Source organism: Luteimonas sp. BLCC-B24, from assembly GCF_028550595.1.
Taxonomy (GTDB): Bacteria; Pseudomonadota; Gammaproteobacteria; order Xanthomonadales; family Xanthomonadaceae; genus Luteimonas.
Window position 1 is genome coordinate 456160 of the sequence record NZ_JAQQGN010000001.1, and the last position, 24344, is coordinate 480503.

The 24344-nt window shown below is 69.5% G+C and carries 19 protein-coding genes and 2 pseudogenes; 7 read left to right on the top strand and 14 right to left on the bottom strand.

Going from position 1 to position 24344, the window contains the following annotated elements; all coding sequences use genetic code 11:
- Positions 1–14: 14 nt before the first annotated feature.
- The 5 genes from PQS31_RS02330 to murJ form a co-directional block, all read right to left on the bottom strand.
- The gene (locus tag PQS31_RS02330) at positions 15–2171 is read right to left on the bottom strand and encodes a TonB-dependent siderophore receptor (RefSeq protein WP_272761065.1); all 2157 of its coding nucleotides are present in this window, start codon (positions 2169–2171) and stop codon (positions 15–17) included.
- Positions 2172–2270: 99 nt separating this feature from the next.
- Positions 2271–2774 carry a signal peptidase II gene (gene lspA, locus PQS31_RS02335; protein ID WP_272761066.1) on the bottom strand — a complete coding sequence of 168 codons (504 nt, stop codon included), beginning with the start codon at positions 2772–2774 and terminating at the stop codon, positions 2271–2273.
- Positions 2774–5608 carry an isoleucine--tRNA ligase gene (ileS, locus tag PQS31_RS02340; protein ID WP_272761441.1) on the bottom strand — a complete coding sequence of 945 codons (2835 nt, stop codon included), beginning with the start codon at positions 5606–5608 and terminating at the stop codon, positions 2774–2776. The genes lspA and ileS overlap by 1 nt, the downstream gene beginning before the upstream one ends.
- A 68-nt stretch (positions 5609–5676) precedes the next feature.
- Positions 5677–6663, bottom strand: a complete 987-nt coding sequence (locus PQS31_RS02345; RefSeq protein WP_272761067.1) for a bifunctional riboflavin kinase/FAD synthetase — start codon at positions 6661–6663, stop codon at positions 5677–5679.
- A gap of 110 nt (positions 6664–6773) precedes the next feature.
- The gene (murJ, locus tag PQS31_RS02350) at positions 6774–8318 is read right to left on the bottom strand and encodes a murein biosynthesis integral membrane protein MurJ (protein WP_272761442.1); all 1545 of its coding nucleotides are present in this window, start codon (positions 8316–8318) and stop codon (positions 6774–6776) included.
- A gap of 178 nt (positions 8319–8496) precedes the next feature.
- Here murJ and rpsT point away from each other — a divergent pair, with 178 nt between their 5' ends.
- Positions 8497–8769, top strand: a complete 273-nt coding sequence (gene rpsT, locus PQS31_RS02355) for a 30S ribosomal protein S20 (protein ID WP_096208933.1) — start codon at positions 8497–8499, stop codon at positions 8767–8769.
- A gap of 91 nt (positions 8770–8860) precedes the next feature.
- Here the strand turns inward: rpsT and PQS31_RS02360 are convergent, their stop codons facing one another.
- From PQS31_RS02360 to rplU, 4 genes are all read right to left on the bottom strand, one after another.
- On the bottom strand, positions 8861–10192 hold the full coding sequence (locus tag PQS31_RS02360; RefSeq protein WP_272761068.1) for a hypothetical protein: 1332 nt from the start codon (positions 10190–10192) through the stop codon (positions 8861–8863).
- 75 nt (positions 10193–10267) lie between these two features.
- Positions 10268–11305, bottom strand: coding sequence for an Obg family GTPase CgtA (cgtA, locus tag PQS31_RS02365; RefSeq protein ID WP_272761069.1), 1038 nt, complete (start codon positions 11303–11305; stop codon positions 10268–10270).
- Positions 11306–11513: 208 nt separating this feature from the next.
- Positions 11514–11774: a 50S ribosomal protein L27 gene (gene rpmA / locus PQS31_RS02370; protein ID WP_272761070.1), complete on the bottom strand. Its 261-nt coding sequence runs from the start codon at positions 11772–11774 to the stop codon at positions 11514–11516.
- A gap of 12 nt (positions 11775–11786) precedes the next feature.
- The gene (gene rplU / locus PQS31_RS02375) at positions 11787–12107 is read right to left on the bottom strand and encodes a 50S ribosomal protein L21 (protein WP_272761071.1); all 321 of its coding nucleotides are present in this window, start codon (positions 12105–12107) and stop codon (positions 11787–11789) included.
- Positions 12108–12453: 346 nt separating this feature from the next.
- Between rplU and uvrA the strand changes: the two are divergent.
- The 3 genes and pseudogenes from uvrA to PQS31_RS02390 all read left to right on the top strand — a co-directional run.
- A pseudogene (gene uvrA, locus PQS31_RS02380) lies at positions 12454–15276 on the top strand (excinuclease ABC subunit UvrA); the annotation flags it as partial.
- Between the two features lie 251 nt (positions 15277–15527).
- Complete coding sequence (locus PQS31_RS02385) at positions 15528–15935, top strand: thioesterase family protein (RefSeq protein ID WP_272761072.1); 408 nt, start codon at positions 15528–15530, stop codon at positions 15933–15935.
- A 65-nt stretch (positions 15936–16000) separates the two neighbouring features.
- A complete protein-coding gene (locus tag PQS31_RS02390; RefSeq protein ID WP_272761073.1) occupies positions 16001–16759 on the top strand; it encodes an enoyl-CoA hydratase/isomerase family protein in 759 nt (252 codons plus the stop codon).
- 15 nt (positions 16760–16774) lie between these two features.
- Here the strand turns inward: PQS31_RS02390 and PQS31_RS02395 are convergent, their stop codons facing one another.
- From PQS31_RS02395 to PQS31_RS02405, 3 genes and pseudogenes are all read right to left on the bottom strand, one after another.
- A complete protein-coding gene (locus PQS31_RS02395) occupies positions 16775–17608 on the bottom strand; it encodes a sulfurtransferase (protein ID WP_272761443.1) in 834 nt (277 codons plus the stop codon).
- Positions 17609–17640: 32 nt separating this feature from the next.
- Positions 17641–18449: pseudogene (locus tag PQS31_RS02400) on the bottom strand (NUDIX domain-containing protein).
- Between the two features lie 163 nt (positions 18450–18612).
- Positions 18613–19302, bottom strand: coding sequence for an FKBP-type peptidyl-prolyl cis-trans isomerase N-terminal domain-containing protein (locus PQS31_RS02405; RefSeq protein ID WP_272761074.1), 690 nt, complete (start codon positions 19300–19302; stop codon positions 18613–18615).
- Between the two features lie 188 nt (positions 19303–19490).
- Between PQS31_RS02405 and PQS31_RS02410 the strand changes: the two genes are divergently transcribed.
- From PQS31_RS02410 to nth, 3 genes are read left to right on the top strand one after another with little or no spacing between them, the layout of a single operon-like run.
- Positions 19491–20273 carry an enoyl-CoA hydratase-related protein gene (locus tag PQS31_RS02410; protein ID WP_272761075.1) on the top strand — a complete coding sequence of 261 codons (783 nt, stop codon included), beginning with the start codon at positions 19491–19493 and terminating at the stop codon, positions 20271–20273.
- 7 nt (positions 20274–20280) lie between these two features.
- Positions 20281–20673: a hypothetical protein gene (locus PQS31_RS02415; protein ID WP_272761076.1), complete on the top strand. Its 393-nt coding sequence runs from the start codon at positions 20281–20283 to the stop codon at positions 20671–20673.
- 44 nt (positions 20674–20717) lie between these two features.
- Positions 20718–21380 (top strand): endonuclease III, encoded by a 663-nt coding sequence (nth, locus tag PQS31_RS02420; protein ID WP_272761077.1) that lies wholly within the window; start codon positions 20718–20720, stop codon positions 21378–21380.
- A gap of 241 nt (positions 21381–21621) precedes the next feature.
- On the opposite strand, the gene PQS31_RS02425 is transcribed toward nth, so the two are convergent.
- Entirely contained in the window at positions 21622–23208 is a 1587-nt protein-coding gene (locus tag PQS31_RS02425) for a M20/M25/M40 family metallo-hydrolase (protein ID WP_272761444.1), read from the bottom strand.
- A 198-nt stretch (positions 23209–23406) separates the two neighbouring features.
- The gene (locus tag PQS31_RS02430; protein ID WP_272761078.1) at positions 23407–24258 is read right to left on the bottom strand and encodes a 2OG-Fe(II) oxygenase; all 852 of its coding nucleotides are present in this window, start codon (positions 24256–24258) and stop codon (positions 23407–23409) included.
- Positions 24259–24344: the final 86 nt, after the last annotated feature.

The window sequence follows — 24344 nt, forward strand, 5'->3', positions numbered from 1 at the left end:
GTGCCCGCTACCGCTCAGAACCGGTAACCGAGCGTCAGCGAGACGCTGCGCGGCGCTGCGTAGAAGCCCTGCCCCGCGCTGTAGAGCGAGGTGATGTAGCGGCGGTCGGTGACATTGTCGAGATTCAAGGTCGCGTCCCAGCCGCTGCGCAGGCGGTACCCGGCCATCAGTCCGACCACCGCGTACGCGGTCTGCTCGACCCGCGCGGGGGCGCCGTCCGGTAGCACCACGGGTTGCCAGATGTCGCCCTGCCAGCGCACCGAACCGCCGACCCGCAGCCCCGGCACCGCATCGACACGCGCGACCGCGGCCGCGCGCAGCGTGGTGCGGGGCACGTAGGGACGGCTGTCGTCGCCGGCATCGTCCTCGATCCGCAGACGGGTCCAGCCCGCGGACAGCGACCACACCTCGCCGATGTCGCCCGCCACCTCGAGTTCGATGCCGGTCGAGCGCGCATCCTCGCCCGCGTACACCGAGCGGCCGCTGTCGACATCGAAGCCGACGTAGCGCGCCAGATTGTCCTGCTCCACGCGGAACACGGCCGCGGAGGCATTCAGCCGGCCATCCAGCCACGCGCCCTTGAGTCCGGCCTCCAGGTTCGATCCCTCGATCGCCTCGAGCGGCGCGCCGGACGCATCGAGTTCGGTCTGCTGGGCGAAGATGCCGCCGTAGCTGGCGTAGAGCGAATACGCGGCCGCGATATCCCAGACCGCACCGACGAACGGCGTGGTGCGCGTGACTTCGCTGTCCTTCGGCGTGCCGTAACCGGTGCCCGCCATGCGTACGCGCGCATGGTTGGCACCGGTGATCAGCTTGAACGTGTCGGCCAGATCCCAGCGCACGTTGGCGTACAGCGCGTCGCGACGGAATTCGAAATCCGAGCCGTCGCTGTCACTGTCGAACGCCGGCTTCGGATAGCGGCCGTCGAACGCGCCCCCGGGCCCCAGCGGCGTGCCGACATCGTTGCCGTACCAGGAGATCTCGCGCACACGGCTGTCCGCCCAGCTCGCACCCACGACCGCGTCGTGACGCCGTCCGCCGAACGCCAGCGGTCCGCTCGCGCGCACGTCCACATGACGGCTGCGTGTCGAGCCGGCATAGGCCGACGGATAGGCGAACAGGCCGAGTCCGGTGTCGCGGTCGGGCGTGCCGTAGACATAGAACAGCTCGGAATCCTGGTCCTTGTCCTGATGATTGAACGCCGCGCGCAGCGACCAGTCGTTGCCGAAAGCGTGCGCGAGCTCGGCGAACGCGCGCGTGTCGCGCGTGTCCCAGTAGGCCCAGTCCGCGGACGTGCTGGTGCTGCGCCGGTACCCGGTCGGTGCGTCGTCGGCGTAGAACAGCGGCAGCGCGCCCCAGAGCGGACTGTCGGCGTTGTTGTCCTGGCGCGAGACGCCGGCGGTCAGCCGCGTCGACGGGCCCAGATCGGCGTCGGCGACACCGTAGACCAGCGACTTCTCCAGCCGGTAGCGATCGAGATGGCTGTCGCCGTCCTCGTACGCCGCCACCAGGCGACCGCGCACCGCGTCGGTGCCCAGCGGCCCGCCGACGTCGGCATCGAGACGCTGGCGGTCCCAGCTGCCGACCGTCGCCTGCACTGCGCCTTCGAAGGCGGCGGTCGGTCGCTTGCGCACGAAGTTGATCGTCGCCGAGGGATTGCCGGTCGCCGACATCAGACCGTTCGCCCCGCGCAGCACCTCGATGCGGTCGAACATCGCCAGATCGACGTCGCCATCCTGGATGCCGTAGGGCAGCGGCACGCCGAGACCGTCGAACTGGAAGTTGCTGATGTCGAACCCGCGCGCGGTGTAGTAGGTCCGCCCGGTCTCCACCCGCTCCACGCCGATGCCGGGTGCGGCGTCGAGCGCGTCGTTGAGGTTATCGAGGCCGAAATCGTCGAGCTGGTCGCGCGTGAGCACGCTGACCGACTGCGGGGTTTCCCGCGCCGTCAGCCGCAGGCCGGTACCGGCACTGCTCGGCGGCGCGCCGTAGCCGGCGACCGCATCGGCGTGCACTTCGACGCGGTTGAGTTCGATCGGGTCTGCCAGGCCGGCATCGTCAGCGGCGTTCGAGGACAGCGGCACCGAGGCCGCCAGCGCGGCGGCGCAACACAGGGCGAGCGGATGACGTACGCAACGCGAAGCGGTCTTCGACGCGGACAACAGGGACATCGTGGGGTCTCACCGGCTGGGGACGCCGGAACACCCGGCGCCAGAGCGCGGATGATAATGAGACCCTGACGCAACCGCAAATGATTCTCAACAACGAGGTCAGCGGCGCTGGCCGGCCCGGTCCTTGCCCCCGATGAAGCCGAACAGCGCGATGCCGATCGCGCCTCCGACGATCGCCGCATCCGCCAGGTTGAAGGCCGGCCAGTAATGGTCCTGCCAGTGCCACTGGATGAAGTCGACCACATGTCCGTGGATCTGCCGGTCGATCACGTTGCCGATCGCCCCGCCGATCACCAGCGAGAACGGCAGTGCCGTGCGCCAGTCGCTGCGCGGCGTGCGTGCCAGCCAGACCGCCAGCGTGCCGGAGATCACGATCGCCAGGCCGGTGAAGAACCACTTCTGCCAGCCGCCGGCGTCGGCGAGGAAGCTGAAGGCCGCGCCGGTGTTGTAGGTGCGGTACCAGTTCCACACGCCCTCGATCACCGGAATCGCGGTGTATTCGGGCAGCGAGGTCAGCACCCAGTACTTGGTCAACTGGTCGAGCGCGATCACCACCACCGACAGCATCAGCCACGGCAGGGCGTTGGGCGTCACCTTGGCCATCAGAACCACCTCCGGAGTTCGCCGCTGCCGTCACGGCCGTCGGTCGCGATGTTGTCCACGCAGCGCCCGCACAGTTCGGGATGCTCGGCATGCGCGCCGACATCGGCGCGGCGCTGCCAGCAGCGCACGCACTTGGGCTTGCCGGTCGCGCGCGCGGAAATGCCGATCGCGGTCGCGCCTGCGTCGTCCACGATCGCCACGTCGCCGCTGATCAGCAGGAAGCGCAGCTCGTCGACCACCGGCGACAGCCAGTTCGCGTCCGACACGCCGCAGCGCAGTTCGATCTCGGCATCGAGCGCGGCGCCGATCTCGCCGCTGGCGCGCATCGGTTCGAGCACCTTGGCCACGCGCTCGCGCAGCTCCAGCACACGTTCGAAATCCTGCGGTCCCCAGTCGGCATCGCCGTCGAGCATCTGCAGCCCGGTGTACCAGGTCGCGAACTGCACGTTGGCCTCGCGCGCACCGTCCGCGGGCGCGGGCAGATACCCCCACAGCTCGTCGGCAGTGAAGCTCAGGACCGGCGCGATCCAGCGCGCGAACGCCTCGGCGACGTGGTACATCGCGGTCTGCGCGCTGCGACGGCCGACCGAATGCTCCGGCATCGTGTACAGCCGGTCCTTGGTGACGTCGAGATACAGCGAGCCCAGATCGACGCTGCAGAAGTTCGACAGCGCCTGCACGATCTCGGCGAAGTCGTAACGCGCGTAGGCGTCCTCGATCCGCGACTGCAGCTGGGCCGCGCGATGCACGATCCAGCGGTCCAGCGCGACCATGTCCTGCGGCGCGACCAGGTCACGCGCCGGCTCGAAGCCGGCCAGGTTGCCGAGCAGAAAGCGCGCGGTGTTGCGGATGCGGCGATACGCGTCGGCGGTGCGCTTGAGGATCTCCTGCGACAGCGACATCTCGTTGCTGTAGTCGGCCGAGGCGATCCACAGGCGCAGGATGTCCGCGCCCAGCGTCTTCATGATGTCCTGCGGCTCGATGCCGTTGCCGAGCGACTTGGACATCTTGCGGCCGTGCTCGTCGACGGTAAAACCATGTGTCAGGCACTGGCGGTACGGCGCCGCCTTGTCGATCGCCACGCCCGTCAGCAGCGAGGACTGGAACCAGCCGCGATGCTGGTCCGAACCTTCGAGATACAGATCGGCCGGCTTGTCGAAGCCACGCGCCAGCAGCACGCCCTCGTGCGTGACGCCCGAGTCGAACCAGACATCGAGGATGTCGGTGATCTTCTCGTAGTCGGCGGCCTCGTCGCCCAGCAGTTCGCTGGCGTCGAGCGTGTACCAGATGTCGACACCGTGCTGCTCGACGCGATCGGCGACCAGACGCATCAGCTCGGTGCTGCGCGGATGCGGCTCACCGGTTTCGCGGTGCACGAACAGCGCGATCGGCACGCCCCAGGTGCGCTGGCGCGAGATCGTCCAGTCCGGGCGGCCTTCGACCATGCCGGCGATGCGCGCCTGGCCCCATTCGGGATACCAGGTCACGTCCTGGATCGCGGCCAGCGCATCGTCGCGCAGCTTGGCCTGCGACATCGAAATGAACCACTGCGGCGTCGCGCGGAACGCGATCGGCGTCTTGTGGCGCCAGCAATGCGGATAGCTGTGCTCGATCCTGGCGAATGCGAGCAGGCTGCCCTGCGCGCGCAGCGCGTCGACGATGACGTCGTTGGCCTTCCAGATGTGCAGGCCGGCGAGCACGGTGTCGCCGATCGGCGGCGTGGTCGGCAGATACACGCCGCGACCGTCGACCGGATTGATCTGGGCCGCGGTGTAGCGGTCGAGCAGGCCGTAGGCCTTGCCGACGACGTAGTCCTCCTGGCCGTGGCCTGGCGCCGTGTGCACGGCGCCGGTGCCGTCCTCGGCCGAGACGTGCTCGCCGAGGATCACCGGGATGTCGCGCTCGGCATAAGCATTCCCCTCAGAAGCGAAGGGATGCGCGAGCACGAGGTGCTCGAGCGCGCTGCCGGCGACGCGGCCGTGCACGACGACATCGCCAACCACGCCGTAGCGACTCAGCGCGCGCTCCACCAATGCATCGGCCAGCACCAGCCAGCGGCGACGGCCGTCCTGCGAGACCGGGCCTTCGACCAACGCGTACTCGAGATCGGCGCCCAGCGACACGGCGAGCGAGGCCGGCAGCGTCCACGGCGTGGTCGTCCAGATCGGCAGCGCGACGTCGACATCGCTCGGCAGCGTCGCGCCGAATGCATGTGCGAACGCCGCGGAATCGCGCGCGATGTAGGCGACATCGACCGCCGGCGAGACCTTGTCGGCGTATTCGATCTCGGCCTCGGCCAGCGCCGAACCGCAGTCGAAGCACCAGTGCACCGGCTTCACGCCGCGGGTCAGATGGCCGTTGTCGACCACCTTGGCCAGCGCGCGCATCTCGTCGGCCTCGAAGCGGAAGTCGAGCGTGCGATACGGGTTGTCCCAGTCGCCGAGCACACCGAGACGCTTGAAGTCGCGGCGCTGGATGTCGATCTGCTCGTTGGCGTATTCGCGGCACTTCTGCCGGAACTCGACCGCATCGAGCTTCACGCCGACCTTGCCCCACCTCTTCTCGATCGCGATCTCGATAGGCAGACCGTGGCAGTCCCAGCCCGGGATGTAGGGCGCATCGAAGCCCGCCATGCCCTTGGACTTGACGATGATGTCCTTGAGGATCTTGTTGACCGCATGACCGAGATGGATCGAACCGTTCGCATACGGCGGGCCGTCGTGCAGCACGAACTGCGGACGGCCGCGCGCATGCGCGCGCAGCTGCGCATAGAGGCCTTCGTCTTCCCAGCGCGCCAGCATCGCCGGTTCGCGCTTGGGCAGATCGCCGCGCATGGGGAAGTCGGTCTCCGGAAGATGGATCGTCGACTTGTAGGGGTTTGGAGAACTGTCGGACTGGGCGCTCACGCGTAATCCTGTTGTGGCGTTTCGTGATGTGAGGACGGCGCGGCGGCCAGCAGCGCGCGGGCGTGTGCGGCGTCGAGATCCATCTGCCGGACCAGGCTCGGCAGGTCGTCGAACTTTTCCTCGTCGCGCAGGCGTGCGACGAACTCGACCTCGATGCGGCGGCCGTAGAGATCGCCGTCGAAATCGAACAGGTGGGCTTCGAGCAGCGGCTCGACACCGCCGACCGTCGGCCGGGTGCCGAAGCTCGACACCGACGGCCATGGGCGGCTTCCATCAGCACCGCTGCCGATGCCGTGCACGCGCGTGGCGTAGATGCCGCGCAGCGCCGGCACCTTGCCGCCGAAGCGCAGGTTCGCGGTCGGATAGCCCAGCGTGCGGCCCAGCTGCTGGCCGCGCACCACGCGTCCGGACACCGCATAGGGCCGACCGAGCAGACGCGCGGCGTGTTCGAAATCACCGGCGACGAGCGCAGTGCGGATATGGGTGCTGGACACGCGCTCGCCGTCGACCACCAGCGGCTCGATCTCGCCGGCGATGAAGCCCGCCTCGCGCCCCCGAGCCTGCAGCGTCGCCAGATCGCCGGACCGCCTGTGGCCGAAGCGGAAGCCCGGGCCGACCCAGACCTCGCGCGCGCGCAGACGCTGCACCAGCACCGCGTCGACGAAGGCCTCGGGCGACATCGCCGCCATGCGCGCATCGAAGCGCAGCAGGCCGACCACGTCGGCCCCGAGCCCGCGCAGGCCTTCGAACTTCGCCCGCACCGGTCCGAGCCGCGGCGGCGGCGACGCCGCAGCGAAGAATTCGCGCGGCAGCGGCTCGAAACTCAACGCGGCGGCTTCGACACCCAGCACGTGCGCCCGCGCCACGGCGTGCCGCACCAGGGCCTGGTGACCGAGATGCAGCCCGTCGAATGCGCCGATGCAGACCACGCTGCCGTCGGCACAGAGGGGCCCGCCGGCGATGTCGCGGAACAGCCTGCTCATGTGGATCCGATGCGGCGGGCACGCCGATGTGCGCCCGCGGGAAAAGTGACCGGCAAGTATAGCCGCCCCCCGCCCGACCCCGGGCCCGCCGGCGTGCGCGGCGGCCACGCTCAGTGCCGGAGATGCCGCGGCCGCAGGCCCAGCGCCGCCATCGCCACGACGTACGTCGCCCCGCCCGCCCCGATCACGAGCGTCAGCCAGCCGATGCGATGCAGCGCGCCCTCGATCTCGGTCCACGCGCCGATCCAGAAGCGCAGGCCCAGCACCACCACCGCCATCGCCGCGCAGGCGCCGGCCAGGCGCAGCGTGTATGTCGCCCAGCCCGGCTCGGGGGTGAAAATGGCGCGCTGGCGCAGGGACCGCCACAGCAACACGGCATTGACCACGCCCGCCAGCGCCGTCGCCAGGGCAATGCCGCCGTGGGCGCCCGGCACCTCGTAGAGCCACAGCGGCGTGGTCAGCGCGACCGTCAACGCCACGTTGGCGGCCACCGTCCAGATCGCCGCGCGCATCGGGGTCTTCGTGTCCTGGCGCGCGTAGAACGCGGGCGCCAGCACCTTGCTGAGCATGAAGGCCGGCACGCCGAGGCTCATCGCGGTGAGGCTGATCGCGGCCATGCGCGTGTCGGCCGCGCTGAACTGCCCGTAGTTGTAGACGGTGGCCGTGATCGGCTCGGCCAGCAGCAGCAGGCCCAGGCCCGCCGGTACGCCGGCCAGCAGCGCCATGCGCAGGCCCCAGTCCAGCGACTGGTTGTATCCCGACGCATCCTCGGCCGCATGGCGGCGCGAGAGGTGCGGCAGGATCACCGTGCCCAAGGCCACGCCGAACAGACCGAGCGGAAACTCGATGAGCCGGTCGGAGTAGTACAGCCAGTCCACGCTGCCGGCCGCCAGCAGCGAGGCGAACGCCGTGCCGACGATCAGGTTCACCTGGGCCACCGAGGACGAGAACAGCGTGGGCAGCATCAGCCGGCCGACCTTGCGCACCTCCGGATGGCCGAAGCCGGGCCGGAAACGCGGTCGCAAGCCCAAACGGCCGAGCGCAGGCCACAGCAGCGCGAGCTGCAGGACGCCCGCGATCAGCACGCCCCAGGCCAGGCCCTGCGGCGGCAGCTCGAAGCGCGGTGCCAGCCACAGCATCGCCGCGATCATGGTCAGGTTGTGCAGCACCGGGGTGAACGCCGGCAGCCCGAACCGGCCGTGGCTGTTGAGGATCGAGGCCGACAGCGCCATCAGCGAGATGAACAGCAGATAGGGAAAGGTGATGCGCAGCATCAGGGCCGTCTGCCCCAGCAGCTCCGGCTGGTCGGCCCAGCCGGGCGCGAACAGCCGCGCGATCAGCGGCGCCAGCAACATGCCGAGCGCGCAGACCACCAGCACCACCGCGCACAGCGCGCCGGCCATGTGGTCGATGAAGGATTTCAATGCGGCGCGGTCACCGCGCTGCTTGATCTCGTTGAGCACCGGCACGAACGCCATCGCCATCGAGCCTTCGGCGAACACCCGGCGCAGGAAATTCGGGATGCGATAGGCGACAATGAACGCGCTCATCGCGCCACCGGTGCCGAACAGCGTGGCCTGCAGCATGTCGCGGGCGAAGCCCGCGATCCGGGAAATCAGGGTCATCGCGCTGAAGACCGCACTCGAGCGCAACAGTCCCCCGCCGCGCTTCGACGGCGGGCCAGCCGCCGCCGGATCCGTGCCCGTCACCGGCAGATCCCGTTCAGGCCGGGCATGTTGACGCAAGTGACTGAAACACCCATAATTTCCTGCTCAAATTTTCATTGGTCCGGCGACGCCGGATTTTCACACGTCCAGCTTCCAGGAATCCATCGTGGCAAACATCAAGTCCGCCAAGAAGCGCGCCAAGCAGACCGTCGTGCGCAACGCGCGCAACTCCGCTCAGCGCTCGCAGCTCCGCACCGCCGTCAAGAAGGTGCTCAAGGCACTCGACGCCAACGACGCGACCGGCGCGCAGGAGGCGTTCAACGTCGCCCAGCCGATCCTCGATCGTTTCAGCTCGCGTGGCCTGATCCACAAGAACAAGGCCGCTCGCCACAAGAGCCGCCTGACCGCACGCATCAAGGCACTCAAGGCCGCCGCCTGAGTCAGCCCGGCCGCCCCGGCGGTCGCGGATGCTGCAGAAAAACCCGGCCATCGGCCGGGTTTTCTCGTTTCCCGGCCGGGCACATCGGCGATCAGTCCGCGGGTCGCGCAACCGCGTCATCGGACCGACGGAGTGTCCAGTCGCCCGACGGTCCGGCGTCGGACAGCCCCCACCCCGGTGCGAGCCGGAGCACCCAACCCGCGCCGCGGATCTCGTCCGCCGAGCGCGTGATTCCGTCGCGGGATACCGCGAGTTGCTGCCAGTCCCTGGACAGCAGACCGCCTTCGCCCGCTTCGAGAACGCCCCAGGTCGTGGCCACGCGGATCGTGCCGTAGACCGCCCCCTCGGGCGGCAAGGGGGTCACGCGCGACGGGTCGAAACTGAAACTCGCGCCCGCCACCGGCAGCACCAGACGCGGCCCGTCCACGAGCTTTCGACGCCACGCCGCGATCGCGCGCTGACGTTCGACGTCACGCGCAGTCTCTTCGAGACGGACCCCGTCGATCCCGTAACGCGCGCCTGCACGCTCCAAGGCGGTTGCGTCCAGCGCCGCTGTCGGGCGCGTGGCCGCCGCCGGCAACAGCTCGGCCAGTCCGCCGCGACGATCCCAGTTCCGCCGCCACCCGGGGACATGGCGATCCAACAGCACTCCGTAGGCGGGACCTGTCGCGTACGCGAAGGAACGCGCGTACTCCGACACCGCATCGGCTGCCTGCAGATCCCGAACAAGATGGAACACCAGGTCCCGGTCCCGCGCCAGAACCCGGCCCGTGTATTCGGCCAGACCTTCGTGCCGTTCCAACGCATCCTCTGCCGGTCCGGCGCCGGCACACCGCATGCGACGCCAGGCGCGAAATGCCAATGCATCGTCGAGTGCGACGGCGTGCGCATCCGTATCCGTCGCTCCGACAGCCGCGGCCAGTGCACGCAATTCCAGACGCAGCCACAGACGGCCCTCCAGGGTGTCGAGGTGATCCTGATCGGCGTTGACCGCGCCCAGACCGATCTCGCGCTGGACGCGATGCCAGGCCTCGTGCATCAGCAGGATCGACAGCGCGGGCTCGGCGTCGGGCAGCGGCGACATCAGCATGGTCCACCTGCGGCCGTTCCAGTCGACTGCGGTATTCGCGATCGGCACGTCGTCGGGCAGCGTTCCGAGAAACAATGCGCCCGTTGATCGAAGCGGTGTCAGCACGCCGTCCCGATTCGCGACGACCCGACGCGTCGCAGGATCGGCCACCAGCAGCGGGCCGCAGAGGTCAATGCCCCAGAGGCGGCTCCCGTCCGCTTCGCAAAGCACCTGCGCACGGTGGAACGCATGCTCGACCGCGGGGTCGATCTCGGAACTCGAAGCCGCTGCGAACGGCGAGCCCGTCAGGCACGCCCAGAGCCCGAATGCCGCCGCGCTTGCATGCCATCGCATCGATCCGCTTCATCCATAGCGTGCAAACGCGATCTTGCGGGCGCGCGATGCACACGCGCAACCACCACCCGGCTCTCAGGCCTGGGCCGCCTCGCGCTCGCTGCGGTCGAGCTCGTCGAGCGCCGCCTGCACCTTGAGCATCACCTCGCGGGTGCCGTCGTGGGCGAGGCCGGACACCAGGAACCAGGGGCCGGTCCAGCCCAGCGTCGCCACGATGCGCGACGCTTCGGCCTCGGCATCCTCGGGCAGCAGGGTGTCGGCCTTGTTGATCAGCAGCCAGCGCGGCTTGTCGAGCAAGGCGGTGTCGAACTTCTCCAGCTCGCGTTCGATCGCGCGCACCTGCTCGACGGGATCGGTGCCGTCGAGCGGCTGGATCTCCACCAGATGCAGCAGCAACCGCGTGCGCTGGATATGGCGCAGGAACAGCGCGCCGAGCCCGGCACCGTCGGCCGCGCCTTCGATGAGGCCCGGAATGTCGGCGATGACGAAGCTGCGCGCCGGCTCGACGCTGACGACGCCGAGATTCGGATACAGCGTGGTGAACGGATAATCGGCCACCTTCGGCGTGGCCGCCGAGACCGCGCGGATCAGCGTGCTCTTGCCGGCATTCGGAAAGCCCAGCAGGCCGACATCGGCCAGCAGCTTGAGCTCGAGCCGCAGCGTGCGCTCCTCGCCCTCCTCGCCCGGCGTGGACTGGCGCGGCGAGCGGTTGGTCGAACTCTTGAAGTGCATGTTGCCGAGCCCGCCCTTGCCGCCGCGCGCCACCAGCAGGCGCTGGCCGTGCCCGGTGAGATCACCGATGACCTCGTCGGTGGCCACGTTGTGCACCACCGTGCCGACCGGCACCACGATCACCAGATCGTCCCCGCCCTTGCCGTACATCTGCCGCCCCATGCCGCCCTCGCCGCGCTGGGCGCGAAACAGCGTCTGGTGGCGGAAATCGACCAGGGTGTTGAGGTTCTCGTCGGCCTGGATCCAGACGCTGCCGCCGTCGCCGCCGTCGCCGCCGTCGGGCCCGCCCAGCGGAATGAACTTCTCGCGGCGGAAGCCCACGCAGCCATTGCCGCCCTTGCCGGCGGTCACGGTGATTTCAACTTCGTCGACTAGCTTCATGGGAATTCGGGATTCGGGATTGGGGATTTGGAGAACGCCGGAGCCTGACGGCCCCGACGTTTCCGGTGGATTGGCCACGGTATCAGCGGGTCGCTCTTGCGAATCCCGACTCCCGAGTCACCAATCCCGTCGTTCCGGCGGACCTTGTCCGCCAGAACGAAAAACCCCGCCGAAGCGGGGCTTTCCGGTGTCACGCATCGCGCGGGGCTCAGGCCTCGGCGACCACGCTGACGGTGCGGCGGTTCTTCGGACCCTTGGTCGCGAACTCGACCTTGCCGTTGACCAGCGCGAACAGCGTGTGGTCACGGCCGAGGCCGACGCCGGCGCCCGGATGGAACTGGGTGCCACGCTGACGCACGATGATGTTGCCGGCCTCGATGGCCTGGCCGCCGAAGATCTTGACGCCCAGGTACTTCGGGTTGGAGTCGCGGCCGTTGCGCGAGGAACCTACGCCCTTTTTGTGTGCCATGACTGCTTCTCCTTACTTCTTGTCGCCACCGGCGATGCCGGTGATCTCGATTTCGGTGTAGTGCTGACGGTGTCCCTGGCGCTTCATGTGGTGCTTGCGGCGACGGAACTTGATGATGCGGATCTTGTCGGCGCGGCCGTGGCCGACGACCTTGGCGGTGACGCTGGCGCCCTTGAGCGCGTCGCCGATCTTGATGCCGTCGGCATCGCCCAGCATCAGGACGTTGTCGAACGTGATCTCGTTGCCGGCTTCGGCCTCGAGCTTCTCGACGCGGAGCGTTTCGCCCTGCGCCACGCGGTATTGCTTACCGCCGGTGACCAGTACTGCGTACATGTGGAGCCTCTCGTATCGGTGTTGGTTCTGTAGTTATTCTTGTTTCCGGCCGCCGTCGAGGGCGGACAGGAGCGGAATTGTAGGGGATTCAGTGGATTAGGGTCAAATCGGCCCCTGACGGCCAGCCGGGCCGGTCGGCTCCGCCTCCGGACGCAGGCCGTCGCCCGCCGGACGGCGGGCCCTGCGGCCGTTCGCAAGGACTGAGACGCGCCACCCGTACGCTGGCGTTTCCGGAATTTGCCCCCAAATCCCCGGCTCGGTAGTCTGACCGATTGGCCGCTGCGCGGCCCGCGCCGACCGTGTTGCCCGCCCCCTCCCCCTGCTCCACAACCTGGATCTGACGCCGATGGCGATGGACACCATCCGCATTCGCGGTGCCCGTACCCACAATCTGAAGAACATCGACCTCGATCTGCCGCGCGACCAGCTGATCGTGATCACCGGCCTGTCGGGCTCGGGCAAGTCGTCGCTCGCGTTCGACACCATCTACGCCGAGGGCCAGCGCCGTTACGTCGAGTCGCTGTCGTCCTACGCGCGCCAGTTCCTCAGCGTGATGGAGAAGCCCGATCTCGACCACATCGAGGGCCTGAGCCCGGCGATCTCGATCGAGCAGAAGTCGACCTCGCACAATCCGCGTTCGACGGTCGGCACGATCACCGAGATCTACGACTACCTGCGCCTGCTCTATGCCCGCGTCGGCAGTCCGCGCTGCCCCGATCACGGCTACCCGCTGGAAGCGCAGACGGTCAGCCAGATGGTCGACCAGGTCCTCACGCTCGATGCCGACACGCGCTGGATGCTGCTGGCGCCGGTGGTGCGCGAGCGCAAGGGCGAACACGCCCAGGTGTTCGAACAGCTGCGCGCCCAGGGTTTCGTGCGCGTGCGCGTGGACGGTGAACTCTACGAGATCGACGCGCTGCCCACGCTGGCGCTGCGCCAGAAGCACACGATCGAGGCCGTGGTCGACCGGTTCAAGGTCCGCGAGGACATGAAGCAGCGCCTGGCCGAGTCCTTCGAAACCGCGCTGAAGCTGGGCGAGGGCATGGTGTCGGTGCAGGCGATCGACGACGCGACGATCCCGCCGCAGCTGTTCTCGTCCAAATACAGCTGCCCGGTCTGCGACTACGCGCTGCCGGAGCTCGAACCGCGGCTGTTCTCGTTCAACTCACCGATCGGTGCCTGCCAGACCTGCGACGGCCTGGGCGTGAGCGAATTCTTCGACCCCGAGCGCGTGGTCGTGCATCCCGAGCTGTCGCTCGCCGCCGGCGCGGTGCGCGGCTGGGACCGCCGCAATGCCTATTACTTCCAGTTGCTGCAGTCGCTGGCCAAGCACTACGGCTTCGACGTCGACACGCCCTGGCAGGAGCTGCCGCGCAGCGCGCGCGACGCGGTGCTGTTCGGCAGCGGCAACGAGACGATCAGCTTCACCTACATCACCGACTCGGGCGCGCGCACCCAGCGCAAGCATCGCTTCGAAGGCATCGTGCCGAATCTCGAGCGCCGCTATCGCGAGACCGAATCGGCCGCGGTGCGCGAAGAGCTGGCGAAGTACATCAGCGAGCGTCCATGCCCGGACTGCGGCGGTGCGCGCCTCAACCGTTCCGCACGCAATGTCTTCGTGGCCGATCGCCCGCTGCAGTCGATCGTGGTGCTGCCGATCGATGAAGCACTGTCGTTCTTCAATGCGCTGGAACTGCCGGGCTGGCGCGGCGAGATCGCGGCCAAGATCGTCAAGGAGATCGGCGAGCGCCTGAGCTTTCTCGTCGATGTCGGCCTCGACTACCTCACGCTGGAACGCAAGGCCGACACCCTGTCGGGCGGCGAGGCGCAGCGCATCCGCCTGGCGTCGCAGATCGGCGCCGGCCTGGTCGGCGTGATGTACGTGCTCGACGAACCCTCGATCGGCCTGCACCAGCGCGACAACGAGCGCCTGCTCGGCACGCTGACGCGGCTGCGCGATCTCGGCAATACGGTCATCGTGGTCGAGCACGACGAGGATGCGATCCGTCTGGCCGACCACATCGTCGACATCGGACCCGGCGCGGGCGTGCACGGCGGCGAAGTCGTCGCCCAGGGTGCCTACGCGGACATTCTCAAGGCGCCGCGCTCGCTGACCGGGCAGTATCTCAGCGGCCGGCGGCGGATCGAGATTCCGGCCAAGCGCCACAAGCCGAATCCGAAGATGCAGCTCAGGCTGCTGGGCGCCTCGGGCCACAACCTCAAGAACGTCGATCTGACGATCCCGTCGGGTCTGTTCACCGCGATCACCGGCGTTTCAGGGTCGGGCAAGTCGACGCTGATCAACGACACCCTGCATGCGCTGGCCGCCAACGAGATCAACGGTGCCTCGCACAAGGCGGCGCCGTATCGCGAGGTCGAAGGCCTGGACATGTTCGACAAGGTGGTCGACATCGACCAGTCGCCGATCGGCCGCACGCCCCGCTCGAATCCGGCGACCTACACCGGCCTGTTCACGCCGCTGCGCGAGCTATTCGCGCAGGTGCCGGAAGCGCGCGCACGTGGCTACGCGGCCGGACGCTTCAGCTTCAACGTGCGCGGCGGCCGCTGCGAGGCCTGTCAGGGCGACGGGCTGCTGAAGGTCGAAATGCATTTCCTGCCCGATGTCTACGTGCCCTGCGACGTCTGCCACGGCAAGCGCTACAACCGGGAGACGCTGGAAATCCTCTACAAGGGCCACAGCATCCACGACGTGCTGGAAATGACGGTCGAGGACGCCCTGGTGCTGTTCGAGAACCTGCCGCCGATCGCGCGCAAGCTCGAAACGCTGATCGACGTGGGCCTGGCCTACGTCAAGCTCGGCCAGAGCGCGACGACGCTGTCGGGCGGCGAGGCGCAGCGCGTCAAGCTGTCGAAGGAACTCTCGCGCCGGGATACCGGCCGCACGCTCTACATTCTCGACGAGCCGACGACCGGCCTGCATTTCCACGACATCGAGCACCTGCTGGCCGTGCTGCACAAGCTGCGCGACGACGGCAATACGGTGGTGGTGATCGAGCACAACCTGGACGTGATCAAGACCGCGGACTGGGTGATCGATCTGGGCCCCGAAGGCGGTCATCGCGGCGGCATGATCATCGCCGAGGGCACGCCGGAGCAGGTGGCCGCGATGCCGCAATCGCACACCGGCCGCTTCCTCGCACGTCTGCTCGACGCCGAGCTGCCGGAGCCGGCGGCGCCGAAGGCGGAGCGCAAGCTGGCGCGCAAGTCGACCGCACATCTGCCGAAGTCGCTGCCGCGCAAGGGCGCGTCCACCAAGGCGGCCGAGGCCGATGCCAAGGTGCGCGCCGAACTGATGCGCGAAGGCTCCAAGCAGTTAACCGACGGCGACGCCGGCGCCGGCGCCGCATCGAAAACGCGGGCCCGGTCCGCCCCCGCACTGAAGAAGAAGGGAGCCAAAGCATGAGCGCGTCGAAGGTGTTGATCCGGATGCCGATCGAGCTGCGCTGGCGCGATCTCGATGCCTTCAACCACGTCAACAATTCCAACTTCATGACGTATCTGGAAGAGGCCCGGATCCGCTGGTTCGACTCGCTCGGCGAAGCCTGGGTCACCGATGCGACCGCGCCGCTGCTGGCCGCGGTGCAGATGAACTACAAGGTGCCGATTCCGTATCCGGCGAAGATCGTCGTCGAGCTGTTGGCCGACCGCATCGGCACCAGCAGTGTCACGATCGGACACCGCATCGTGTCCGACGACGGCGCCACGCTGTTCGCCGACGGCCATGTGGTGATGGTCTGGATCGACCGCGCGACCGGCCGGCCCACCGCCCTGCCCGATCCGGTCAAGGCGATCGCGCAGACGGTCTGAACGCCGTCGACGCGCGAGAGCCGCAGCGCGCAGCTACGCTACGGACTCCGCCGCGAGGACCCGCCATGCCTGCACTGATCGAGATCCAGAACCACGGCGCGATCCGTGAACTCCGGCTGGCACGGCCGCCGGTCAATGCACTGGATCCGGCGCTGTGCCTGGCCCTCCGCGATGCGGTGCACCAGGCGGCCGCGGACGACGTGGACGGCGTGGTGCTCGCCGGTGGACCGAGCGTGTTTTCCGGCGGCCTGGACGTGCCGCACCTGCTGGCGCTGGACGGATCCGGCGCATTGCGCGCCGCCTGGGACGCGTTCTTCTCCGCCGCGCGCGCGCTCGCCGAAGCGCCGATGCCGATCGCTGCCGCGCTCGCCGGGCACGCGCCCGCCGGTGGCTGTGTGCTGGCCCTGTGCTGCGATTACCGGGTGATGGCCGCCGGCCCCTTCCGCATCGGTCTCAACGAAACCCAGGTCGGCCTGGTCGCGCCCGACGGTATCCAACGCCTGCTGCGGCGAGTGGTCGGCCCGCGGCAGGCCGAACGGCTGCTGGTCGGCGGCGTGCTGGTCGACAGCGAGGAAGCCTTGCGGATCGGTCTCGTCGACGAGCTCGTGGGCATCGACGAGGTGCCGCTGCGCGCCCGGCTCTGGCTGGAGACACTGCAGACCCTGCCGCGGACGCCGATGCGGCAGACGCGCGCGATCGCACGTGCGGATCTGGCGGCCGCGCTGCACCCCGACGCCCTCGATCTCGACCGCCTGATCGAGGCCTGGCACGCACCCGACACCCAGGCCGGCCTGCGCGCGCTCGCCGCGCGTCTGGGCCGCTGATCGCGCGCGGGAGGCTCAGCCTCCCGTCGCCACCGGGCGCGTCGGATCGTCCACCCAACCGCTCCACGAGGGCGCATACAGCCGCGCCCCCGTGCGCCCGGCCTGCGTCATCGCCAGCAGGTGATGGCAGGCGGTGACACCGGAGCCGCACATCACCACGACCTCGCCCGGCGTGCGTCCCTCGAGCACCGCGTCGAACTCGTCCGCCAGCACCGCTGCAGGCTTGAACCGCCCGTCCGCGAGATTGTCGGCATAGGGGCGGTTGCGCGCGCCCGGCACATGGCCGGCGCGTGGATCCAGGGGCTCGACCTCACCGCGGAACCGCGGGGCCGCGCGGGCATCCAGCACCATGCCGCCGCTGTCGAGGTGCCGCTGGAGCGCGTCGGCATCCCGCATCAGACCGTTCTCGTCGAATGCCGGCCCGGTGGCCGGCGCGCGTGGCTGCGGCGGCACTGCCACGTGCGCGATGGGCGCACCGTGCGCGGTCCACTGCGCCCATCCGCCGTCGAGCACCGCGACCTGGTGATGACCGAAGCTGCGCAGCAAGCACCACAGCCGCGCCGCGAACGCGCCATCGCCGTCGTCGTAGGCCACCACCCGGGTGTCACAGTCGATCCCCCAGCGCGCCAGCGTCGCGGCGAACGCCTCGGCGTCCGGCCACGGGTGACGGCCGAGTCCTGGCCCCGCCGGACCGGAAAGATCCCGTTCGAGATGGGCATAGACCGCGCCCGGGACATGCGCCGCCGCCCAGGCGTGCTCCCCCGCGCCGGCATCGGCGCCGCCGACCGACAGCGTGAAGCGGCAGTCGACCACGCGCAGATCCGCGCGGCCCAAGGCCTCGACCAGCATCGGCACATCGATCAGCGGCGTCCAGGCAGTGCTCACAGCCGCTCCAGATGCATGCGCAGGTTCAGGAGGATCGAGGCGGTCACCCCCCAGATGCGGTGCGCGGGCCCGCTGGCCGGTGTCTCGTACTCGAGCACGTGCCGCGTGCGCCCGCCGAACTCGATGTCCACCCGGCGCAGGCGCTCCGGCGCCATCAGGAACTCGAGCGGCGTCTCGAAGACGTCGGCCACTTCGCCCGGATCCGGCACCGGTTCGAACTCGGGATCGAGCATCGCGACCACGGGTACCACACGGTAGCCGGTGATCGTCGCCAGCGCATCGAGGTAGCCCAGTGGCGCCACCTGGGTGGGCGGCAGGCCGATCTCCTCGGACGCCTCGCGCAGCGCCGCCTGCAGCGGCCCGTGATCGCCGGGCTCGACCCGGCCGCCGGGAAAACTGACCTGGCCGGCGTGGTGACGCAGCGTATCGGTGCGCCGCGTCAGCACCGCCTGCAGGCCGCTCTCGCGACGCACCAGCCCGACCAGCACGGCAGCTTCCTGCAGGGCGAGATCGGGTGCGATCAGACCGTCGAGCTCGTCCACGTTCCACGCGCGTGCGCTCGGCACGCCGTCGAGCGGATGCAGCACGCGTCGCAGGTCGGCAGCGGCCAGACGCGCGATCATCCGCGGGCGGCTTCGCGTGCAGGCAGCACCACGTCCATCATGCGCTGGCGCTCGCCGTCGCCCATCTGCAGCCACCCGCCGATCTCCTCCAGCGTGCGCAAGCAGCCGTGACAGAGGCCGTGTTCGTCGATGGTGCACACGCCGATGCAGGGCGTGAGTACAGCGCGGGGCGTGGCGTTCATGCGCCGATTCTAACGGCGCCGTCCGCGCACGGCATGCGCCGCTGCGGGCCCGCGCGGCCGTCGGAATCACCGGACATGCCAGGCCGTACCACGATGCCGATGCCACAAACGACGACGCCGACGTGCAAGCACGTCGGCGTCGCGGTCACACGATGGCGCCGGATCAGCGGACGCTGAGCAGCTTCACCATCACGCCGACCGGCTGGCGGGCGATTTCCTGGGTGTTCTCACCGGTGACGAAGCGCCCCGGCGGGAACACGACTTCGTAGACCGCGTTGAGCGGCATCAGCGGCAGCACTTCGCGCAGGCCCGTGATCGGCGAATCCGACACGCGGAAGGGCTCGGTCTTGTCGTCGGCGCTCAGGCCGATGCCGACCGGCACGACCAGCGCCTGATAGGCGATCTCGACCTGACTGTTCGCCGACGGCTTGGCACCGGCGCCGGCCTCGACCACGCGGTACATCACACCGCTCGGCAGCGAGACCACGCCTTCGCGTGCGCGGTACTCGGCGAGAAACGCCGTGGCCTTGCCTTCGTTCTCGGTCAGGGCCGCACGACGCTCGGTCACGATCTTCTGCTGCATGCGCTGCTGGAAGCCGTTGTAGGCGGTGCTCATCTGCTCGGGGGTGTAGGTCGGATCCTTGCGGCTGTGTCCGTCCTGCAGGCCCCTGATGATGGTGTTCACGTCGACCGGCTCGCCGGTCTCGGCCAGGCGGTTGCCCAGATCGAAACCCAGCGCGTAGCTCAGCGTCGTCCTGTCGTTACCGGCTGCGGGCGCAGCGGCCTGCTGCGCGAACGCGGCGCCGCTGAACGTGGTGGCCGCCAGGGCGGCGGCAATAAAACGCAACTTCATTCCGTGGATCTCCGCTAGGTCAGATTTCGATATCGCCTGTCGCGAGAAAGGGCGGTCGAACCGCCCCATCTGGACGCGCTAGGATAACGGTCGCAGGGCTTAACCGCCACTGACGACTCCCCTATCCGACCGCGCGCGGCCTGGCAAGTTCCGCGCCCGCGCGGCACGCGCCTGGAATCACTGCTCCGATGTCCGATTCTCTCTTGCTCATCGACGACCGCGACGGCGTCCGCCGCGTCACCATCAACCGGCCGGACAAGCTGAACGCGCTGAACTCCGCGACGCTCGATGCGCTGCATGCGGCCTTCGACGACGCGGCGGCTGCCGACTCCGTGCGCGCCGTCGTGCTCACCGGCGCCGGTCCGAAGGCGTTCGTCGCCGGTGCGGACATCGCCGAAATGGCCGATCTGCGCCCGGTCGAAGGCCGCGATTTCGCGCTCCGCGGCCAGCGCATGATGCGCCGCGTGGAACTGATGCCCAAGCCGGTGATCGCGATGATCAACGGCTTCGCGCTCGGCGGCGGGCTGGAACTGGCCATGTGCTGCCACCTGCGCATCGCCGCCGACACCGCGAAGATCGGTCAGCCCGAGATCAACCTCGGCCTGATTCCGGGCTTCGGCGGCACCCAGCGCCTGTTGCGTCTGGCCGGCCGCGCCGCGGCGCTGGAGCTGTGCCTGACCGGCGCGCCGATCGACGCCGCCCGCGCGCAGGCGCTGGGCATCGTGAACCGTGTGGTGCCGGCGGCCGATCTCGAACGCGAGACGCTGGCACTGGCGACCACGCTGGCGAACGCCGCGCCGCTGGCGCTGCGCGGCATTCTCGACTGCATCAACATCGGCGGCGAAAGCGCGATCGGCGAAGGCCTGGAATACGAGGCCGCCCAGTTCGGCCTGGCGTTCTCGACCGAGGACATGCGCGAAGGCACGCGCGCGTTTCTCGAACGCCGCAAGCCCGAGTTCCGGAACCGCTGAGTCGACGATGTCGCACCGCCCGTCCGCCGACGCCGCACCGTCCCGCGCCGCACTCGAGCGCCTGGTCGCCCTGCTGCGCGCGGATGCGGTGGATGCCGCGATCGATGCCGGACTGATGGACGACTGGCCGGACGCCGGTGTCGACGCACTCGAGCGCGACGCGCGCTCCCTGCTGCTCGCCACGCGCGCGCGCCTGCGCGCCGCCTGGGACGCCCGCGCGCGCTACGAAGCACGCAAGGCCCGGCTCGCCCGCCGCGCCGCGGAGCGCGAGGCCGCGCGACGCGCGGCCGCCCCCGCACCCGTCGCGCGTGACGGTGCGCCCGTGCGCCCCGCACTGCCGTCCAATGCGGCGGCGATCCTCGCCCGCGCCAAGGCGCGCGCGGCGGGCCGTACACCGTGAGCGCGTCGCCGGCACCGGCTGCGCCCCGGCGGCGTGGCCCGACGATGACGCGCGCGGAGATCCATGACTTCCTGGCCCGTCTGCGCGAACTCGATCCCGAGCCGACCACCGAACTCGACTACACCACGCCGTTCGAGCTGCTGATCGCGGTGATCCTCTCGGCGCAGGCCACCGACGTCGGCGTCAACAAGGCGACGCGCCGGCTGTATCCGGTCGCGAATACGCCGCAGGCGATCCTCGATCTCGGCGAGGACGCACTCAAGCGCCACATCTCGACGATCGGCCTGTTCAACGCGAAGGCGAAGAACGTCATCGCCACCTGCCGCATCCTGGTCGACCGGCACGGCGGCGAAGTGCCACGCGACCGTGCCGCCCTCGAGGCGCTGCCCGGCGTCGGACGCAAGACCGCGAACGTCGTGCTCAACACCGTCTTCGGCGAACCGGCGATCGCGGTCGACACCCACATCTTCCGTGTGGCCAACCGCACCGGGCTCGCGCCGGGCAAGGACGTGCGCAGCGTCGAGGACCGGCTCATGCGCGTCGTGCCGGAGGAATTCCTGCTCGGCGCGCACCACTGGCTGATCCTGCACGGGCGCTACACCTGCAAGGCGCGTAAGCCGGCATGCCCGACGTGCGTGGTGCGGGATCTGTGCCGGTTCAAGGACAAGACGCCGGGCGTCGCGGATCAGGCGTCGCCTCAGTCGTGACCGGCTCGAAAAGACCGGTCGGCCGGAACGTGCGCGGCGCCTGTCAGATCGTCATTCCCCTGTGAGCGGCGCTCTCGACCGCCGAAGGCGGGTCATCCAGTGACCGTCCTCGGCCCGCGCGTGTCACCTCAGGCAGTGAGACACAGGCGCTGGATGCCCGCGTGCGCGGGAATGACGCGCTTGAAGCGCATGGCGACGGATCGACACGCGCGACGGTGCTCGCGCCGTCGCGCGTCCCGCGTCACTCGTCCCGGTCGACGAAGGGCTTGCGCGGCAGACGCTCGTCGCGCATCGCCGCGTGATACGCGAACGAGGCGATGATCGCCGCGGCCTGCTTGAGGTCGTCCGGCACCACGTGATCGAAGGTGTCGAGTTGCGTGTGGTGGACGTGGGTGAAATAGTCCGCCGGGTCCTGCACGAACTGGAAGCCGGGCAGGCCCACACGGTCGAACGCGATGTGGTCGGTGCTGCCGGTGTTGCGGGTGGTCACGATGGTCGCGCCGAGGTCGGCGAACGGGGCGAGCCAGGCGCGGAACACCGGCACCGCGGCGTGGTTTTCCTGGGCGTAGATGCCGCGGATGCGGCCGGTGCCGTTGTCGAAGTTGAAATAGGTGGAGAAGCGGTCGTACGCCGCGCGCCGCTGCAGCGGACCGGTGCCGCGCTGGAACGCGCGTGGCAGGGCCGCCTGTTCGGGATCGGTCGGCACCGGCCAGTCGGCGAGATGGCGCGCGACGTAGCCGGACGAGCCGTGCAGCCCCTGCTCCTCGCCGCCCCACAGCGCGATGCGGATCGTGCGCCGGGGGCGTGCATCGATCGCCTTGAGGATGCGCATCGCCTCCATCATCACCACGACGCCCGCGCCGTTGTCGGCCGCGCCGGTGCCGGTGTGCCAGGAATCGAGGTGCGCGCCGATGATGACGGTCTCGTTCGCCTTCGAGCTGCCGCGCAGCTCGGCGAAGGTATTGGTGGCCGGCAGGTCGGCGTCACTGGTGAAACGCGCATCGACGTCCACGCGCAGCCGCGGCGCCTGACCGCGTTCCACGGCGCGCACCAGCTGGTTGTAATGGGTGGAGGCGAGCACCAGTTCCGGCACGCCGACGGGCTCGCCGGCCTTGCGCCCGCCGCCGCCCATGACCCGCACGACGCCGTTGTCCCAGGAGCTGATCGACAGCACGGCCAGTACGCCTTCCTCGGCGAAGAAGGTATTGAGCGCGCGCACCAGTGCCTGCCGCTTGCGGTACTCGTCGAGACGCTTCTCCTCCGCCGCCGGGTCGGCATCCTGCGGTGTGGGAAAGGTCTGCAGTTCGCCGAGTTCCGCCTCGGTGTAGCGGCGGAAGTCGGGGCGGTCCGACGGGGTACGCGCACGCGCCTCGTCGAGCAGCACGATCTTGCCGCGCAGCTTGCCGCGTTGACCTTCGATGTCCTCGATGGTCTTGAACGTCGCGCGCACCACCTCACCCTCCACCGGGCCATCCGTGCCCGGCGTCCACGCCTTGGGCAGCGCATGGATCGGCAGTTCGCGCGGCGCGATCATCTCGACCCGCGAGGACCGGAATTCCCAGCCGCGACCGAAAGCCTCGTCGTACACCTCGTCGTGCACGTTGCTCAGGCCGTAGCCGCTCAGCTTCTCGCGCGCCCACGCGCTCGAGCGCACGTAGGCCGGCGAGTTGGTCAGGCGCGGCCCGATGGTCTCGGTCAGTTCCTTCAGGTTGGCGGCCACCTGGGAGCGGTGGAAGGCCTCGTGGCGGATCCTGGCCACGACGTCGAGGTCGACCGGTTCGGCCACCTGCGCGAACGCGAGGCCCGGCAACAGGGCGGACAGAAGCAGGGCCGCCGGACACAGGCGGCGGGCGATGAGGCGTGCGGTCACTCGAGGTCCCCGTGATGGCGTGGCGCGCCGGATACCGGCGCGGCCGGGCATCCTACCCGATGCGCCTCGGGCCTTCGGCGTGCCCGTGCCGCATCTGCCAGACGCGCCGCGCGCCTCGCCCCGGCCACCGGCGGCGCACGGGCGCGAAGGGCCGCGTCAGTCGTGACGCCCCGCGCGCAACCACTTGGTCGCGATCCACTTCTCGCCTTCGATCACCGGTGCCCCCGCATGCAGGGTGCGGGTCATCGGATGCGGCCGGTCGTAGCTGAAGAACACGGCATTGCCCTTGACCGCTGCGACCTCGAAGTGCACGTCCGGAAACGTCGTCGCACCGCCCCGCCCCGGCGTGTTGAGGTACATCACCACCGAGGCCACCCGCTGTCCGCCGCGCGCCAGGTGGACGCGGCTGCCCGGCTCCGCCGGATCGAAATAGTCGTGGTGCGGCCGGTACTCCGCGCCCGGACCGTAGTTGAGGACCTGCAGTCCTTCGCCGTGGTCGAGCGGCCAGTCGACCAGACGCGCGATCCGCGCTTCGATGCGCGCGCACAGGGCGTTCTGTCCGCGCGTGAAACAGGTCCCGCGGCTGGTGCGGTCCTCGTGCACCTGGTCGCCTCCCGTGCGCGGGTCGACGGTGGTGGAGCGGCGCAGGCGCACGCGCGCGAGTTCGATCAGCGCATCGCATTCGTCGTCGGCGAGCAGACCGCCCAGCACCAGCACGCGCGGCAGCTTGAGGCTGGCGAGCACCTGCACCTGGCGGTCACCGCCATCCAGCAGCGCGGCGGCATCGGACGCCACCGGCACCGGCACGCGCACCGGCAACGGCAGGCCGGTCTGCTCGGCGTTGCGCTCGATGTAGGCCGTCACCGCGCGCTGCACCGCATCGATCGCGGCCTGCTCGTCCCAGCCCTCGGCGCGCAGCGGGGCGAGCACGCTGTCGGGATCGGCACCGGCCAGGGCCCGGGCCACCACCCATTGCGTCTGTTCGGCACTCAACTGTCGTGTGTTCATCACCCCGATGTTCGACGGGAAATGTGACCGCTGCCATCGCGGTCGTGAGGCCGGCTGTCGCATTTCCAACATCTCGCTGAAACACA

Excerpts from the sequence above, each read along its gene's own strand:
- PQS31_RS02415 (WP_272761076.1), top strand. The coding sequence starts at position 20,281 with ATGTCGCACCGCCCGTCCGCCGACGCCGCACCGTCCCGCGCCGCACTC.
- ileS (WP_272761441.1), bottom strand. The coding sequence starts at position 5,608 with ATGCGCGGCGATCTGCCCAAGCGCGAACCGGCGATGCTGGCGCGCTGG.
- PQS31_RS02345 (WP_272761067.1), bottom strand. The coding sequence starts at position 6,663 with ATGAGCAGGCTGTTCCGCGACATCGCCGGCGGGCCCCTCTGTGCCGAC.
- PQS31_RS02410 (WP_272761075.1), top strand. The coding sequence starts at position 19,491 with ATGTCCGATTCTCTCTTGCTCATCGACGACCGCGACGGCGTCCGCCGC.
- nth (WP_272761077.1), top strand. The coding sequence starts at position 20,718 with ATGACGCGCGCGGAGATCCATGACTTCCTGGCCCGTCTGCGCGAACTC.
- PQS31_RS02390 (WP_272761073.1), top strand. The coding sequence starts at position 16,001 with ATGCCTGCACTGATCGAGATCCAGAACCACGGCGCGATCCGTGAACTC.
- cgtA (WP_272761069.1), bottom strand. The coding sequence starts at position 11,305 with ATGAAGCTAGTCGACGAAGTTGAAATCACCGTGACCGCCGGCAAGGGC.
- PQS31_RS02385 (WP_272761072.1), top strand. The coding sequence starts at position 15,528 with ATGAGCGCGTCGAAGGTGTTGATCCGGATGCCGATCGAGCTGCGCTGG.
- rpmA (WP_272761070.1), bottom strand. The coding sequence starts at position 11,774 with ATGGCACACAAAAAGGGCGTAGGTTCCTCGCGCAACGGCCGCGACTCC.
- PQS31_RS02430 (WP_272761078.1), bottom strand. The coding sequence starts at position 24,258 with ATGAACACACGACAGTTGAGTGCCGAACAGACGCAATGGGTGGTGGCC.
- PQS31_RS02330 (WP_272761065.1), bottom strand. The coding sequence starts at position 2,171 with ATGTCCCTGTTGTCCGCGTCGAAGACCGCTTCGCGTTGCGTACGTCAT.
- rplU (WP_272761071.1), bottom strand. The coding sequence starts at position 12,107 with ATGTACGCAGTACTGGTCACCGGCGGTAAGCAATACCGCGTGGCGCAG.
- PQS31_RS02360 (WP_272761068.1), bottom strand. The coding sequence starts at position 10,192 with ATGCGATGGCATGCAAGCGCGGCGGCATTCGGGCTCTGGGCGTGCCTG.
- lspA (WP_272761066.1), bottom strand. The coding sequence starts at position 2,774 with ATGGCCAAGGTGACGCCCAACGCCCTGCCGTGGCTGATGCTGTCGGTG.
- PQS31_RS02405 (WP_272761074.1), bottom strand. The coding sequence starts at position 19,302 with ATGAAGTTGCGTTTTATTGCCGCCGCCCTGGCGGCCACCACGTTCAGC.
- PQS31_RS02395 (WP_272761443.1), bottom strand. The coding sequence starts at position 17,608 with ATGCTGGTCGAGGCCTTGGGCCGCGCGGATCTGCGCGTGGTCGACTGC.